Genomic DNA, 15,194 nt, shown 5'->3' with positions numbered 1-15,194 from the left:
GTACGGAATTGTTTGAATGAGAAAGTCGGCGGCTTTATCGAGCACTTTCCGAGTGGAATCATCTTGGCACGCCCCGCTTCGGAGCGTCAAACGCCGCGCCTTCAGCCGCGGTTCGGGCTCAGCGAACGGGCCCACGCCAAGGAAGCCGACGGGATTTCGCTCAGCCGGTACCCGGCGGGCGGCGACGCGTTCATGAGGTTCCGGACGAAGAAATCCCATTTCCGCCGCGTGACATAAGCCTCGCGGTGGAACATGGTGTGCCCGGCGCCGGGCACGATCAGCAGCTCGAAATCCTTGTCCGCTTCGATCAGCGCGTCGACCAGTCCCAGGGTTTGGTACGGAAGCGCGTTGTCGTCGAGTTCGCCGTGGATCAGGAGCAGTTTCCCCCGCAGGTTCCCGGCGAGTTCGGCGTTGACGCACCGGCGGTAGAGCTCGGGTTCGTACGGTCCCTGGTAGACCTCGCCCCACCACGGCAGCTGCAGCCGCGGGTCGTGGCAGCCGGACACGCCGACCGCGACCCGGTAGAAGTCCGGGTGGGCGAGCACGGCGCGCACGGAGGCGGAGCCGCCGGCGGAATTGCCGGTGATCCCGACCCGGCCGGTGTCCAGCCACGGATGCCGCCTGCCGAGTTCGGTGATGGCGGCCACGTGGTCGTCGAGACTCCCGAAGTCGTCGATGTGCCCGTAGGAAAGGTCGTGGAATTCCTTGTCCCGGCCCGGTGTGCCCCGGCCGTCCACCGAGACCACGGCGAATCCCAGGGCCGCGTACGCTTCGAAATCGCCGGTTCCGGTGTTGTCGAAACCGGGTGGCGCGTGCTGCGAATGGGGACCGGGGTAGATGCGGTCGATGACCGGGTAGCGCCGGTCCGGGTCGAATCCGTGCGGGCGCCACAGGAGGCCGTAGACGTCGGTGGTGCCGTCGGCCGCCTTGACCGTGAACCGTTCGGGCGGGGTCCAGCCGGCCCGTTCGAGCGCGGAGACGTCGGCCCGCTCCAGCTCCACCACCACCTGGCCCGACCGGTCGCGCACCACCGCGACCGGCGGCCGGTCCGACCGAGACGCGATGTCGACCAGGTACCGGCCCGACGGCGCGGCCTGCACGGCGTGGTCGTCGAGGTCCTCGGTCAGCCGGGTGAACCCGCTGCCGTCGAGTTCCGCCCGGCACAGCTGCCGGACGTACGGGTCCTCCTCGACCAGGCCGGACGCCGTGAAGAAGACGACGCCGGCGTCCTCGTCGACGTGGAGGATCTCCCGGACGGCCCACGCGCCCTTCGTCACCTGGTCGACCAGAACACCCGAAGCGGAGTACCGGTAGAGGTGCCCCCAGCCGTCGCGCTGGGAGTACCAGAGCACGTCCCCGTTCGCCAGGGTGCGCACGAGCGGCGGCTGAAAGATCATCTGGTTGGGCTCGACCCGGGTCCGGCCGGTTTCCTCGACGACCACCCGGGACAGGCCCGTCGAAAGGTCGATCGCGATCAGCCGCAGGCGCAGGTAGAACCGCCCGGGATCGAGGTAGTAGAGCGTCCCGCCGTCGGCTGACAGCCACGCCCGGTCCCACGCCAGCGGCGAGCGGAACGACGCGTAGAAGGGCTCGGCGTCCGAAGGCGTCACGGTCCGGCGCTCCAGGTCGACGACGACCAGGTGCAGCATCGGCTGGTTCTCCTCGCCGGCCATGGCGTACCGGTAGGTGTGCGTCACCGGCCGGCCACCGCCCGACGGCGCCGACTCGACCAGGTGCAGCGGCTCGACCTCGCGTTCGTCGATCCGGTGCGTCACCAGCTTCGTCCCGTCCGGGCTCCACATGACGACCGGCGGCGCGACCGCGCCGGCCTTCCGCATGATCGAGCGGTGCTGCCAGAACGTCGTTTCGGTCGCGTAGGCGTTGTCGGCGGAGCCGTCGCGGGTGAGTGGTGACTCCGCGCCCGTTTCGTCGCGCACCCACAGGTTGTGGTCGCGGACGAAGACCGTCCACCGCCCGTCGGGCGACCGGGATTCGCCGAGGGCGACCGGAACAGGTTCTTCGGTGGGAGCGCACGTGTAGTCCTCGAGCGAACACCGCCACCGGCGCCCACCGGACTCGACGATCACGGCGTCGTTCCCGACGTCGACCACCGACGGCTCGGACGGTTCACCGGTCGCGCCCGCCAGGGCGGCGGCCAGCCTGGCGCGGTCGAAGGCACGCTGCCGCGTGCCCGCGGCCGGATCGACCAGAACGTGTTCCGCACCATCCGGGCCCGAAGTCGCGTACCAGAACGAATCCGACCCGGCCGTCCAGGTCGGCGGGCCCACCACACCGGTGATCAACGTGGCCCGGTGCGGCCTCAGCATCTGCTCCGCCCGCCGGTAGTCCCCGGCGGCACAGGTTTGCTCCATGGTGGCGACGATACGCCATAGTCTACGTAGTAGACAACTGGCCCGGACCCGCCCGCCGAAGGCGGCCCGAAGGTCGATTAGGCTGGTCGCGTGACCGAAAAACCCGCGAAGAACACCGGCCGGGCGGTGACGCCGCGCGGCACCCTCAACCGTCGCCGGATCCTCGACGCGGTGGCGGCGACGGTCGCGGACAAGGGTGTCGACGCCGTCACGATGCGCGCCATCGCCACCGAGCTCAAGGTCGACCCGATGGCGCTCTACCGGCACTTCCAGGACAAGGACTCGTTGCTGGCGGCGTTCGTCGACGACGTCTTCGCGGACATCGGGCCCCCCGAAGAACCCGGCGTCGAAGGGGCGAAGGAACTCGCCCGGCAGTACTTCCGGGCCCTGGTCGCGCACCCCGGGCTGGTGACCATCACCCTCGAGCACGCCCTCGACAGCCCGCACCAGCTCCTGATGGGGGAACGGATCTACCGGGGCATGCTCGACGCCGGCTACGACATCGAGACGGCCGTCATGGTGTTCAGCGGGCTGCAGCGGTTCGTGCTCGGCAGCGCGCTGATGTACCCGCGCCGCACGGATCCCGACGACCTCCCCGGCTGGAACCGCGTCCGGGGGCTCTTCCGGCAGCTGGATCCCGAACGGTTCCCCACGTTGCGCCGGGTCAACGAGCAGGTCCCCAGGATGAACCAGGAAGAGGTCTTCGGCCGCTGGCTCGACTGGATCTTCGACCCGCCGGGCGCGCCGGCCGGATCCGGCGGTTCCGGCGCCTGACGCGTCACGTGCAGTGGTCGAGCAGCTCGGCCAGCTGGTCCCAGTCGCGGGACCGTTGCCGGGCGACCTCGGCGAGGCCGGGCGCGCAGTGGCTCGGGATCTTGTCCACGACCGTTTTCAGGTCGGCGCCGCCGAACGGGACCTCCAGCCAGCGCAGCACCGCGCGGCCGGACTCGGTGAAGCGCAACGCGGGGTCGCGGCGCATGCGGTCCAGCACGTAGGCGGGGTCCGCGCGCGGCCCGGCGGTCGCGATCGAAGCGTTGCGGGCCGGCTTGCTCCCCTTGCGGGACACCGGTTCTTCGCCGCTGCGCAAGCGTTTGCGCACGTCCTTGGCCGTCGTGACCGACACCCCGGCGGCCAGGGCCACCTCGCGTGCCGACGCGTCCGGATCGGCTTCGAACAGCTCGGCGGCACGGCGGCGCGCCTGCTCGTTCGACCGGTACAGCACGCCGTTGCTCGCGAGCCGGCCGGTCGGATGGGGAAGTTCCGCGGTCGACCGCTTGCGGATCGCGGCCACCGTCTTGGGTGACAGCCCGGCGACCCCGGCGATCCGCCGGTCCGACCACTGCGGGTACAGCGCGAGGATTTCGCGCGCCGCGCCCTTCCGGTCGGCCAGCGTCAACGGCAGGCCGTGCATCGCGTTCAGCTTCACGGCCAGCACGAACGCCTCTTTGACGTCGCCGTCGAAGAACACCGCGGCGATGGTCGTCTCGCCGCGCAGCTGCGCCGCCCGGAGCCGGTGCAGCCCGTCGATGACCTGTGTCGTCGGCCGGTGGACGACGATCGGCGGCGGCGCGGTTGCCGACTCGGCGAGTGCGCGGACGTGCTCGGCGTCCTCCACCGTCCGCGGCGCTGCCTCGAACGGCAGCAGGTCCCGGATCGGAACGTTCACGACATTCGAATAGAACGGAGATTCACGGCTCAACGGGTCGGCGAAGTTCTTCTCCGCCGAAACTGCAGTGACGGTCATTGGATCCCCCCGGATACAAAAGCACCGCTCCGCCCGATGACAACCGTGACACGTGCCGATTCTGCTCGACTCCGTTGTCACGGCGACCGAACGAACCTTATCGTGTGGAAAATCGGTGTTCCGCCAGGACGCATCCCTCCCTGGGCGACGGCTGGGGTAAACTCAGATGACCGACACGGCTCAACCGGTCACGTCAGCGAACACTTGAAGCCTACGACGGGCTCCGATCCGCGTCAACTATCGTGACCAGCAGGCTATGCTCTGTCCACAGCAGCGACCGCAGAGGAGCGTTAGTGCCGTGACCACCCCAGCTCCTTCACTGGCAGCCAAGATCGAGAAGCTGTTCGAGACGATCCAGCCGCTCGGCCGCGAGTACAGCAACGACGAGGTGGCCAAGGGCTGCGCGGAAATGGTCGGTGGCACGTTCTCCAAGACCTACGTCTGGCAGCTGCGGACCGGTCAGCGGGACAACCCGACCAAGCGCCACCTCGAGGCGCTGGCGTCGTTCTTCCGCGTCCCGCCCGCGTACTTCTTCGACGACGAGACGTCCGAACGGGTCGACTCGCAGCTGGCGCTGATCGCCGCCCTGCGCAACGCCGACATCCGGAACATCACGCTGCGCGCGCTCGAACTCGACAGCTCCGGCCGGGAGTTCATGTCGCGTATGATCGAAGAGATCGGCCGAATGCAGACGCGACGCTGAGGGTGCCGCCCCGCGCGCATCGAACACCGGACCCGACATGAGGGCAGATGTGGATCGCCGAAGTCGCCAGCAACCGTTCGACGCCCTGTCGCTGTCAGCGATGCGACGGGCCGCCAAGCGCAAGCTCGAGTCGCTGCACATGCCGCCGTGCCGCGACGTCGTCGAGTTCGCGGAGGCGCTGAGCGCCAAACGGGGGATCCCGCTGCACGTCCTGCCGGTGACGATCCGGCCGTCCGACCCGTGCGGGCTGTGGCTGTCCACGCCGGAAGCCGACTTCATCACCTACGAGGCGGTGGCGAGCCGGCCGCACCAGCACCACATCATCGCGCACGAGCTCGGCCACATGATCTACGGCCACCGCGGGGTTTCCGCGGCCAGCAGCGTCACGACGCAGCTGCTGTTCCCCGACCTGGACCCGAGCCTGGTGCAGGACCTGCTCGGCCGGTCCGGGTACACCGAACGCCAGGAGCAGGAGGCGGAGATGATGGCCACGATCATCCAGGACCGCCTGCGCGAGGCGCCCGAGGCCGCGGATCCGGCGTCGGCGGACGGAATCCTCGACCGCATCCGCCGGTCGCTCTCGTGACCGCGACGGGGTTCCGCCCCCGAGCACCCCACCGTAGATTGAAGGACCGGCACTCGACGACCAGCTGAGGGACGCTCGGATGGATCTGCTGGAAGCCACCAGACCCGCGATGGCGGCGTTCTGCTTGGTCGCGTTGGTCTACAAGCTCTTGACCTCGTCCAAGGCCCACCGCGACCCGGCGACGATGGCTTTGCTGGCCGTCTTCGCCTCAGGCGCGATCGCCTGGACCGTGACGACACCGGGAGTCAGCGAAGCCCTCGAACACCGCACGGGCCTCCCGAACCTGTCGACATTGATCATGGAGCTCCTGGCGGCGGTGGTGCTGAGCCCGGCGCTCCTGGTCGCGGTGATCACGTGGTCCAACTCCCCTGCCGAGGCCAAACGCAAGCGCAGGGTGGTGATCGCCCGCGGCTGCGCGATCGGCGCGGTGATGATCACCCTCTGGACAGCAGCAGCGGTGAAAACCCCGGACGGCACGGAGTACCTCGTCCAGAACGCGAATCACCCCATGGTGATCGCGTACCTGCTCGTCTTCGAACTCGGCTTCGGCCACGGTTTGACGGTCCTGCTCCGGCTCTGCTGGCCGTACGCCCGCCTGAGCCGCGACACCTGGCTCCGCCGAGGCCTGTTCGTCACGATGATCGGCGCGGGCGCGGACCTCCTGGTGATTGCGGGCCGCCTGATCTCGGTCCCGGCGTTGATGCTGGGCTACGACCCGATGGCCTGGGAGGTGGCCCTGGGCATCGTCAGCCGCCTCGGCACCGTCGGAATCGTGCTGGGCCTGTTGCTCCCGTCGATCGCAGCACAGTGCGGAAACGTAGCGGCTTGGTGGCGCGACGTCCGGTCGTACCAGGCCCTGGGCAGCCTCTGGCGAGACCTGAACCGGGCGTTTCCCGAGGTGAGCCTCCTGAACGGGAAGGTCCCGCGCCGTTCGTACGTCCGGGTGGAGGAGATGCGTTATCTCCTGGGCCGCCGCGTCATCGAAATCCGCGATTCATGGCGGGCCCTGCGCCCTTATGTGCCGGACAACAACGCGAGAGCGGACACTGACTTGAAGCACCTGGCAGTGGAAGCGGCATGGTCCCTGCGGGCAGCCCTGGCAGCGAAGTCGGCCGGTCGGGCAGCAAACGAAGAGTCGGGCGCGAGCAGCCTGGAACGGCTGGAAGCCACGAACCTGGACGACGACATCGAGTGGTTGGTGCGAGTGGGGCGCGCCTATACGGCTACGCAGCCTCCGGAGGATCGGAAAGTCTTATTACCGGCCGCCAACTGACGGGTCCCGGTGTTCTCCTCCGCCCGTCCTACTTCTGGGTGATCTCAACGTCCTCGAGCCCGGACAGTTCGCGCCGTTCAAGACCGCGTTCCACACCGTACTGACCCAGCGCCACAGCGTCGCCGACGCCCTCCGCACCCGTCGAGCACAGCTGGGCCCGCCACGACGACCCGGCACCGACAGACCATTCGAGCCTCGCCGTCGAGCCGGCACTGACCGCAACCACGCCACTGACAACGTCCGACCCGGCCCGCCACCGGACCGGCGTGGCCTGGGACAAGGACGCAGTTGAGGCATCCTGACCAAACCTCGCTACACCGGCCGCCAGGTCTGCAACAAGCAACGCAAGGACGACAAGTGGATCTTCTCCGAGCAGATCATCCACGACCGATCATCGACATCAAGACTCTTCCAGCGCGCCCAGGAGATCGCCGCCGCCAAGGGCGCCGGCCGCATGCTCGGGAACTTCCCCCACTCCGTACACCCCCAGCCGCGGCCAAGCGGACCCCCTCAGGCTGTGGTCACAACATCAGCGCGACAGGCGCCAGTTCGCACTTCACCGCAGTCCGAGGGCCAGGGCTGCCGAAGTCGACTCTGAGCAGCCCACCGGCGGGACTCTACCTACCGCCAATATCGACGCTGTTTCTCTTCGGCAACGTGAACTCGCTGGAGTCAACTGCCCGCATTTCCGAGACGGCAACTTCCTCCATCGCGTCGATCGCTTTAGCGGGGATCGAGATACGCCCTCGGGTCCGAACCGCCGGGAAACCGCCTTCATCTACGGCCCGATAAATCGTCATCGCAGAAACGCCGAGCAACTTTACCGCCTGGCCAACCGTCAAGAAACGCGGCACACTCACATCAGACTCGGACATCACAGACCTCCACGCACTACGTGGTAAAGGGGAGGCTAGCGCCGACGGTCCAAGCAACCGCCCACATCGACACCATTAACTTCAGCATCCGCCAGAAACATCAACTCGTCAACCTGGCTCCAATGCAACTAAGTCAGACCTCGCCGAGACCAGCACCCATCTCTTAACCATCTCGCCTTCATGAAGTACCGGGCCGACTCGGCTGGGCCTGCTGCGTCTCGTCGTCGAACACGATCTGGTACGCCATGACCGGCTCGCCTACCCCGCCGGCGACTCCTTGTCCTCGCCGTCGTCGCCCAGGTCCGGCGGTTCGAGCAGCCGGTCGATGGCGTCCTGCGTCCACCGATATCGACTTCAGCCGCTCGTCGGAGTCGAAGGTCTCCACACGTCGCGCTGCGGGCGAGCCTGCGATCCGGCAAGCCGAACACGTCGCCGCTGCACAGGTCGTCGTCCAGGTCGCCCGCAACGCACTTACCGCGGTTGCCGGTGCGGGCGCCAACCGATCGCCCGTCAGCAGCGGTTGGTCTCGTTCGTGACCCCCTCTGGCTGGCCGCCGCGACGAACGACAGCGCCCCCGCAGCCATGAGTGATCTCCCAGGCCCGGGGGTGCGTCGATGTCCGCGCTCAGCGGCCCAGCGCCGCCTGGTACTCCTTCGCCTGGACCGGAGTCAGGTACCGCGACACCCGAACCAGCACGCCGCCCTTCACGTAGTCGTACTCGCCGACCGCGGGCAACCCCTTGGCGACCGACTGGCTTGCCTGCCGCCGTCCCCATCTAGGTCGCCGCCGCGCTCGACCGCCTGTTCGCGCGGCCGAACCCCGCCGACGGCCACGGGAACGCGACGAGGTCCCAATCGGGCCGTACTCGGCAATGCCGCGGATCGGCGGAATCCAAGGGGTCACCCGGTTCGCACGCTCTTCGCCAAGGTCGCACCCGGCTTGTTCGAATCAATGCTGGACCAGCTAAACCTCATGTTCGTCGACGACCCCAAGGCCGTGGTGGCAGGTGCTCGATCCGACCGGCTACCTGGTCGGCATGGACGGCACGCCCGGCCGCGACGGTGTCGCCCCAGAGATGGCGCCGCAGTGGCGGATGCCCGCGTTGTGGGAGCGGAACCCTACGTTCTGGCGGGACCGCACCAATCGCCGGTTCATCCTCGTGCACGCGCCGGCGCAGAGCTGAAACCCGCGATGCCCGCCGACTAACTCGATGTGACAGCGCGGAAATGCTCCGTGACGTCCACGCCGAGCCGGAGGCCGCCGGCAATCCTGACCAGGCGCCCGTTGACGTGGGCGAAGTGCCCGCCGGCCGATTCGAGCTCGCTGACCGATACTTCACGGGCCCGGCGCAGCGCGTAGGTTGCGCTATCGAAGGTGATCAGCACCCCGATGTCGAAGTCGAAGGACCGGAACACCCAGAACACCGCGTCCGCCCCGATGTCGAGCCCGACGGCACGGACCTTCACCTGGACCAGGCGGCATCGGCGGCCAGCAGGTCGTAGGACTTGACCGAGTTCAGTTCCAGCGTCCCGTCGTAGTCCTTCGCGGCGAGGTACTCGGCGTAGTCGCCCGGGGGCGCGTTGCGGGTCCGCACGACGCCGCGGTCGCGCAGCTCGGCCAGGATCGCGGCGTACCGGCCCAACAGTTTGGGGACAGACGCTGCGCCGAGGACGTCGCGTTCTTCAGCCACTCACTCATCTTCCGCCAAAGCTGCCGACGGTGAGTTCTCCGGAGGCTGTCAGCGCTGTTCTACGGCGCCCCGGGGAGGGCGATGGTGTCGGGGTGTCCCACCGGTAGCAGCCGTCGGTGGGTGCGGGGTGAGAACGGCGACGTGCAGGGCGTCCAGCTGCCAGGCCCAGCGCTGGCAAACGTGGTTGATGCCGACGGCGTCGAGGATCCCGCAGTTGGCCCGGGTGTAGGCGAGTGCGAGGTGCGGGCACCAGTGCCGGCCGATCGCGTCGGCGGGCGGGAGCGCGCGGACCTGGTTGACCAGCTGCCCCAGGGGCTCGTCACGGGCCTCGAACACCTCCGGGCTCGATCGGGCCGGAGCTGCCGATGTCGAGCTGAAGACCGTCGGCGTTGACGGTGGCCCGGCCCAGCACCAGCTCGATGCTCTGCAGCAGCTTGTCCTCGGCGCCCTCGCGGCTCGGCTACCGCCGCACGCTTTTCGCCGCAACCACGAGCACCCACCCGAGTACCGCTGGACCGCGCCGCTTACCGACGGCGTCGTCGCGCAGGCCTTCCGCCCCGTCCCGACCACCCCACCCTCGGGTCACTGAACGGATCGTCGTGATAACGAGCGGCATCACAGGACGCACACCACAAGCCGCATCACAAATCTCGCAAATCAGAAATTCGCCCAATATAAGGCGGGGTGCCTGATTTCAAAACAATCAGGGGACCATTTCCGGTTAACGCTGACGATATATCATCCCGCTCCACAAAAGCCCTACTGTCATAGTAGAATGCCCAGCCGCTGGACAATTCATCACACTTATTGATTACAATCTCGACGTCATGCTCACCCCGGACAACCCGATCCAGAAATCGCTGAGCCGCATCAAATGCATCTTGAAAAACCATGCTAATGTGTCCTCACAAAGAAGAATCTGTTCCATTGATCGAATGAAGCCGGGCCGCTTGGTAGCTCGCCTTGAAAGTCGACGAAGTTGACCCTACCTTGTTGCACGATCGCGTTCCACACATGGGCATCCTTACCGTCGGTGCCATAGACGATCCCTCGAGCTGATACGTTCCTTGCATGACCCATTTCGTGACCCGAAACCGTGATCAACTGTGTGACTTCTGGGCTCACGCGAGGGAACCCTGAGGACATAGTGACTGGTAGAGGCCTTGGACGGCACCGTCACCCACTCTCCTAAAGCGGTTCTCGCATGGTCGAATGCCGTCGGTGAAACCTGATCACCAACTTCCAGATCTGCCATCAACATCGCTGTCGGGTTCTGCCAAAACCCTCGCCCGTCGGCTTGGCCCGAGCACTGGCTCTGCACCTATTCATCGACGCAGGAGCAGCCGGACGAACAGTGCTTCCAGAGTGTGGCGCAGGTCTCGGAGAGGTATAGCAGCGGTGACCTCTTTGAGGGCCGCAGTGGCTCTCTGGTGGTCGGTGGCGGCCAGCTTTTCGATCGCATTCAGGGCACCGCTAAAGTCGTTGTGGTCGGCGATCATCCGATCGAGGATCTCTGATCCGCGTGGGTCGCCGACTCGGGCCAGGGCAGCGGCGGCCTGAGCCCGGTATCTACCGTCCAGTGACGTATCGAGGGCCATCGCGTGCAGGATGTCGCGGCCACGCGGATCGCCCAGTTCGACGAGCCGCAGCGCGGTATCGACGGTTCGGAATTTGCTGGTTTCAGGGTTTCTCAAGCGCTCGGTCAGGAGATCAGCGGCCCGCGGATCCCGCAGTTCGACCAGCTGGCGCACCGCTACTGCGCGCTGCCAGTCGGAGGCCGAGTCGTCGCGCGCGACGGAGTACAGGCCGTCCGCGGCGCGTGGATCGTCGAGGCTTGCCAGCAGGCCGGACGACGACTTCGGCTGCCCGGGGTCCTCCCTGTCTGCGCTGCCGATCGTCGTTGGCGGCCGCGGCCGGTACCGGGTCAGAAGTTGGCTGAGCTGGCTTCGAACCCACTGCGCGTCGGCGTCGAGGGTCGTCTCGTTTTCGACATTGGTCGACCGTCCGGCGAGTTCGCCGATTTCGGTCTGTAGCCATTCCCGGTCGTCGTCGGTCAGCTGCCCGCCGGTTGAGAAACGCTGAAGCAGGCTGACCGCGCGGTCTGGGTCAGCGTCTGCCAGCACCCGTACTCCCTCTGATGCTGCGCGCAGCTCCTCGGCTCGGTGCTGCCGACGGCTCTGCTCCAGTCCCAGCCCACGCAGCCCGGCCCGGCGGAGCTCCCCGCGCGACATGTAGGTGTCCTGGTGCTGCAGGCTGAACTCGAGAACAGCCTCAGCCGCCGTGGCGAGCAGATCTATCCCGCGATCCGGGTCGACCCGAACGAGTTCTCTGGCAGCATCCAACCGCTTTCCGGCCCACAACTCGTTGTCCATTGCCAGCGCGGTCAGCAGCTCGACCCCGGGGACGGACTCCAGTTTGGCCAGTGCGGTTGCTGCCTCGACCCGATAGGAATACCCCTGTGTCTCAGCCAGCTCGCGCAGCAGTTGGGTCCCCCGGTCGAGGTCAAGTCTCGCCAGGAGCGCGGCAGCTTCGACGCGCCGTGGTCCCCGCTCGTCGGAGCTGGTCGCGAGCGAGCGGAGCACCGCCGCACCCCGGTCCCGATCAAGGGCCGAAAGCGCTCGAACCGCGTCCAGCTGGGCAAGGGAGGCGGTGGCGTCAGACGACACATACTCAAGCAGGTCCACCCCCCGATCGTGGTCAACCTCGGCCAGCAATTCAGCAGCCTCAAACCGCTGGCGGTCGAGTACCTTCGGGTCGCGCCCGATACGATCCAGTACCTCGGTCAACGCATCGAGCACTGGCCGGGGAATTCTGCTGCCCAGCTGTCGCTGCGCCGCGATAAACCGCACCACGGCCAGGTCCCGGTGTTTCCCGCAATACGCGACCAGTGTGGTGAGCAGCGGTTCGATGTCGCTGGTCAGGGTGCCGTTGTCGAGGATGAACCCGACGTAGGAGTCGGAGTCCCGCGGACGGCGCCACCGGGGCCGGCCCACCCACGACCGCCGGACACGCAGAATGTCGCGCTTTGCGGCGTCGCGATCCGGGTGTTGCGACGCGCTGAAGTACTCCTCCAGGGTGTGGTGCAGAAAGACGAGTTCACCGGCCCGCTCGTCGAGAACGCCTGCGCGGCGCAGCACCCCGTCTATGAAGGCCCGCCACGCGCTCGCCGAGAGAGTGTCGTTGTCCGGTCGGCCGGCTTCCGGCTGCTCGAGCACGAAGTCCAGAACAGGCCTGGTGTCACCGATGTGCCGAGCGGCGGCCCACCGCGCCAGCAGTCGCTGGGCCCGGGCCACCACGCTCTCGGCTTGCGTCCGTGTGTCCAGGCCGTATCGCGCCATCATGGCCTCGACCTGGGCTGCGGCGCCCTGTATCCCCCTGGCCGCGAGCCGTTGTTGCAGCCGTTCGACGAATTCGCGGTAGATCGCGCCCCGGCTGTCGGGCAACAGTCGGCTAGGCGCTGCGGCCTTGAGCTGACAGAGCATCGCGGCCATCAGCGGGGTGCGGGCCAACGGTTGAATGCCTCGAACAGCCAGTTCGGCGGCGAAGCGCTCAGCCTGACGTTCCGGTTCGGCCACCCCGAGATGCTGAAACCAAGCTGCTGCCAATTGCGTCACTTCGTCGGTCGTGAACGGCAGCAGCTCATAGCGGCGAGGACGCCACCCGAGGACGTCGAGACCAGCGGACAGCGCCTCGTCGTCCAGAGGCCGCATGGTCAAGACGACCCGGTACCGCGACGGGCCGCCACGTCGCGTCAGATCGGCGAGCCGCCGCAGCACCCTCTGCCGGTTCTCGTCGTCGAGGATCTCATCCAGGCCGTCGACCAGCAGCAGCCACCGCGTGCCCGACGGCGGAGTGGCGAAGAATTCCGGTGGCCGGTCGTGGTCGGTCGTGACCCCGGCCAGTTCCGCCCGTACGCCGACGGCGATCGACTCGAAGACGGTCGTCTCCGCCCCCACTAGGCTGACCGCCGGAACCCGGACCGGCAGCTCGGCCGCCGTATTCGCTCCGGTCCATCGCTCCGCCAAGGTGACGGATATCGAGCGAAGCAGGCTGGACTTGCCCATCCCGGGACCGGCCACGACCACGCAGTCGTCGTCAACCTCCATGATCCGCAACGCGGGTTCGGCGCGCCAGTCCGCTGCGGCGGCTCCGTTCTCCTCTCGCCCCGCCGTCAACCGGATCCGTTGCGGCAGGTAGACCGCACCCAGCGCAGGAGCGTCACTGGCTACCTCGAAATAGGGATGCAGCTGCGCAGACCGGGTCATGTCACCGAGGTACTCGCGCACGGCAGCCAGCCCATCGTCAACCGGCACCGTAGCCAAGCCGGTCAACACCGGAAGCAGGTCCTCCACTCGGGACAGCCACACGTTGCCCCGGTACCAGCCCTCCCGGTCAGGACTGTTGTAGTGGGCAGACACCACACCCACTACCGCCCCGTCGGACAGCCGCCGAACCGGGGCGCCGCTCATCCCGACCGGGACGTCCTTGCCGTCCATCACGCCCAGCCGAACGCCATCGTCGCGCACCGCCACACCGGTCCACCGGCCCTGCGCCGGCAGGGAACGGAATCCCTGGTCGCCCGCCAGCACGCCGAACCCGTCCACCGTCAGCGGGGTAGTCACCGGGACCCGCTCGCTCAGCGCAAAACCCGGCACCGAGGCAGCAAATGGGCGATCGAGTGTCAGCACGGCGAGATCGGTCTCCGGTATCACCCGAACAATCCGGGCCAGCCTGCCGACAGAGTCCACGACCAGTTCGTCAACGTCGACTTCGGCACCGACCTGAGCGAGGCCAAGATCGGCTAGAACGTGGCACGCGGTAACCACCACACCCTCCGCCACCTGGAAACAGGAGCCCACCGGCACCCCGCCGAACAACACTCGGCCGAGATAGGTCAGTCCCAGCGGCCCCGGCCGGTCGTCCACGCCGACGTCTACCCCACTGCACCGGCGGACGCGGCCGAGCCGCCAGCACCCACCTCGTAGACCAGCTTCACCTTCAGGCTCGCCGTTCCCTCGGCTGAGGCCAACACCACGCCGCCCTTAGCGGTGAAGCCGAGACCGAATTCCACCTCGACCTTTTCTGGGTGAGCAGCCCGGGAGGCCGCCAATCGGCTGATGACATCTACCGTCGACTCGCCGACAGCTACGATCGTCGCCTTGGCACGGCCGAACATCTCCTCGACCGCATCGCTCACTGCACCGAGCGCGGACGTGGGTTCAGTCCCGGCCACTGTCACCGGTTCCACGAGAACCTCGACGTTGCCGATCCGCATTCGCTCCAGCCTGGTCGCCATGAGCCCCCTCTCTACTCATCGGTAGTCGCTGCACTGATCGCGGCGTTACAGCACGCTCGCCAGGTGATCAACTAGGTGCCGTCCGATCGCAACACGCCCGACCTCAGTCGCTAGTTTTCGTGACTTCAGTCGTGACGCGAGACAGCGTTGATCAGTGGGAACCTAGTGCCCAACAGCGATACTCGTGATGACAAAGTTGCTGGTAGAGGCCATGGTCACCGCCGCCGACCGCCCTCCGGAGGCAGCCGTCGCAGGGTCGAATCCCGCCAAGTCCGTCCAGAGGAGGAATGACCAATTTCCTGCCGACCCATCGACAGCCGCGCTCGGGTTGGAGCCGAGGAGTCCGTTGCCGATCATCAGTTCGTCGTGCACCATTAGACTGAGTGGTTCACAAGTAACTGACGCCCTCCCACGTCAACACACGTGGAGGCTAGGTGTCCACACCATCGAGCGCCCCTGAAACAGTTACGCCAAGCAGCACCTCAGCTCCCAGGACTGGGGCCGACCTGTCGTCGAAGTCCCATATCGTACAGCCCGCCGACCGCATCGTCGAAACGCTCGCAATGCCACCTCTGCTTAGGACGGACACCAAGGTCACACCGCTTCCCGTCCCGCCGCTAGAACCGCTGGTTGATTCCTCAACCGCAGGATTCGC

General features: G+C 67.2%; 15 protein-coding genes. 5 read left to right on the top strand and 10 right to left on the bottom strand.

Features of this window, described 5'->3' with window-relative positions:
- Positions 1-101: 101 nt before the first annotated feature.
- Positions 102-2,372 (bottom strand): S9 family peptidase, encoded by a 2,271-nt coding sequence (locus tag VA596_RS11985; RefSeq protein ID WP_323326235.1) that lies wholly within the window; start codon positions 2,370-2,372, stop codon positions 102-104.
- Between the two features lie 90 nt (positions 2,373-2,462).
- On the opposite strand from VA596_RS11985, the gene VA596_RS11980 reads away from it, so the two are divergent.
- Positions 2,463-3,146 carry a TetR/AcrR family transcriptional regulator gene (locus tag VA596_RS11980; protein WP_323326233.1) on the top strand — a complete coding sequence of 228 codons (684 nt, stop codon included), beginning with the start codon at positions 2,463-2,465 and terminating at the stop codon, positions 3,144-3,146.
- A 4-nt stretch (positions 3,147-3,150) separates the two neighbouring features.
- Here the strand turns inward: VA596_RS11980 and VA596_RS11975 are convergent, their stop codons facing one another.
- The gene (locus VA596_RS11975) at positions 3,151-4,038 is read right to left on the bottom strand and encodes a ParB/RepB/Spo0J family partition protein (RefSeq protein ID WP_323326231.1); all 888 of its coding nucleotides are present in this window, start codon (positions 4,036-4,038) and stop codon (positions 3,151-3,153) included.
- A gap of 376 nt (positions 4,039-4,414) precedes the next feature.
- Here VA596_RS11975 and VA596_RS11970 point away from each other — a divergent pair, with 376 nt between their 5' ends.
- From VA596_RS11970 to VA596_RS11960, 3 genes are all read left to right on the top strand, one after another.
- Positions 4,415-4,819, top strand: coding sequence for an XRE family transcriptional regulator (locus VA596_RS11970; RefSeq protein ID WP_323326229.1), 405 nt, complete (start codon positions 4,415-4,417; stop codon positions 4,817-4,819).
- A gap of 100 nt (positions 4,820-4,919) precedes the next feature.
- Positions 4,920-5,405: a hypothetical protein gene (locus VA596_RS11965; RefSeq protein WP_323326227.1), complete on the top strand. Its 486-nt coding sequence runs from the start codon at positions 4,920-4,922 to the stop codon at positions 5,403-5,405.
- Positions 5,406-5,484: 79 nt separating this feature from the next.
- Positions 5,485-6,678, top strand: coding sequence for an MAB_1171c family putative transporter (locus tag VA596_RS11960; protein WP_323326225.1), 1,194 nt, complete (start codon positions 5,485-5,487; stop codon positions 6,676-6,678).
- Between the two features lie 28 nt (positions 6,679-6,706).
- Here VA596_RS11960 and VA596_RS11955 read toward each other — a convergent pair whose 3' ends face one another.
- Both VA596_RS11955 and VA596_RS11950 read right to left on the bottom strand, forming a co-directional pair.
- Positions 6,707-7,063: a hypothetical protein gene (locus VA596_RS11955; RefSeq protein WP_323326223.1), complete on the bottom strand. Its 357-nt coding sequence runs from the start codon at positions 7,061-7,063 to the stop codon at positions 6,707-6,709.
- A 232-nt stretch (positions 7,064-7,295) separates the two neighbouring features.
- Complete coding sequence (locus VA596_RS11950; protein ID WP_323326221.1) at positions 7,296-7,553, bottom strand: excisionase family DNA-binding protein; 258 nt, start codon at positions 7,551-7,553, stop codon at positions 7,296-7,298.
- A gap of 1,006 nt (positions 7,554-8,559) precedes the next feature.
- Here VA596_RS11950 and VA596_RS11945 point away from each other — a divergent pair.
- Positions 8,560-8,736 (top strand): hypothetical protein, encoded by a 177-nt coding sequence (locus VA596_RS11945; protein ID WP_323326219.1) that lies wholly within the window; start codon positions 8,560-8,562, stop codon positions 8,734-8,736.
- 19 nt (positions 8,737-8,755) lie between these two features.
- On the opposite strand, the gene VA596_RS11940 is transcribed toward VA596_RS11945, so the two are convergent.
- The 6 genes from VA596_RS11940 to VA596_RS11915 all read right to left on the bottom strand — a co-directional run bounded on the left by VA596_RS11940 (position 8,756) and on the right by VA596_RS11915 (position 14,518).
- Positions 8,756-9,019: a hypothetical protein gene (locus VA596_RS11940; RefSeq protein WP_323326217.1), complete on the bottom strand. Its 264-nt coding sequence runs from the start codon at positions 9,017-9,019 to the stop codon at positions 8,756-8,758.
- Positions 9,016-9,243, bottom strand: a complete 228-nt coding sequence (locus tag VA596_RS11935; RefSeq protein ID WP_323326215.1) for a hypothetical protein — start codon at positions 9,241-9,243, stop codon at positions 9,016-9,018. Before VA596_RS11935 ends, VA596_RS11940 begins: the two co-directional genes overlap by 4 nt.
- A gap of 48 nt (positions 9,244-9,291) precedes the next feature.
- A complete protein-coding gene (locus VA596_RS11930; protein WP_323326213.1) occupies positions 9,292-9,579 on the bottom strand; it encodes a hypothetical protein in 288 nt (95 codons plus the stop codon).
- Between the two features lie 305 nt (positions 9,580-9,884).
- Positions 9,885-10,136 (bottom strand): YrhB domain-containing protein, encoded by a 252-nt coding sequence (locus VA596_RS11925; RefSeq protein ID WP_323326211.1) that lies wholly within the window; start codon positions 10,134-10,136, stop codon positions 9,885-9,887.
- A gap of 432 nt (positions 10,137-10,568) precedes the next feature.
- The gene (locus VA596_RS11920) at positions 10,569-14,168 is read right to left on the bottom strand and encodes an NACHT domain-containing protein (RefSeq protein ID WP_323326209.1); all 3,600 of its coding nucleotides are present in this window, start codon (positions 14,166-14,168) and stop codon (positions 10,569-10,571) included.
- An 8-nt stretch (positions 14,169-14,176) separates the two neighbouring features.
- The gene (locus VA596_RS11915) at positions 14,177-14,518 is read right to left on the bottom strand and encodes a CU044_2847 family protein (RefSeq protein WP_323326207.1); all 342 of its coding nucleotides are present in this window, start codon (positions 14,516-14,518) and stop codon (positions 14,177-14,179) included.
- Positions 14,519-15,194: the final 676 nt, after the last annotated feature.

Source organism: Amycolatopsis heterodermiae, assembly GCF_034929455.1.
GTDB classification, from domain to species: Bacteria; Actinomycetota; Actinomycetes; order Mycobacteriales; family Pseudonocardiaceae; genus Amycolatopsis; species Amycolatopsis heterodermiae.
The sequence above is the reverse complement of the archived record's forward strand: the minus strand, read 5'-3'. Positions and strand labels throughout refer to the sequence as shown.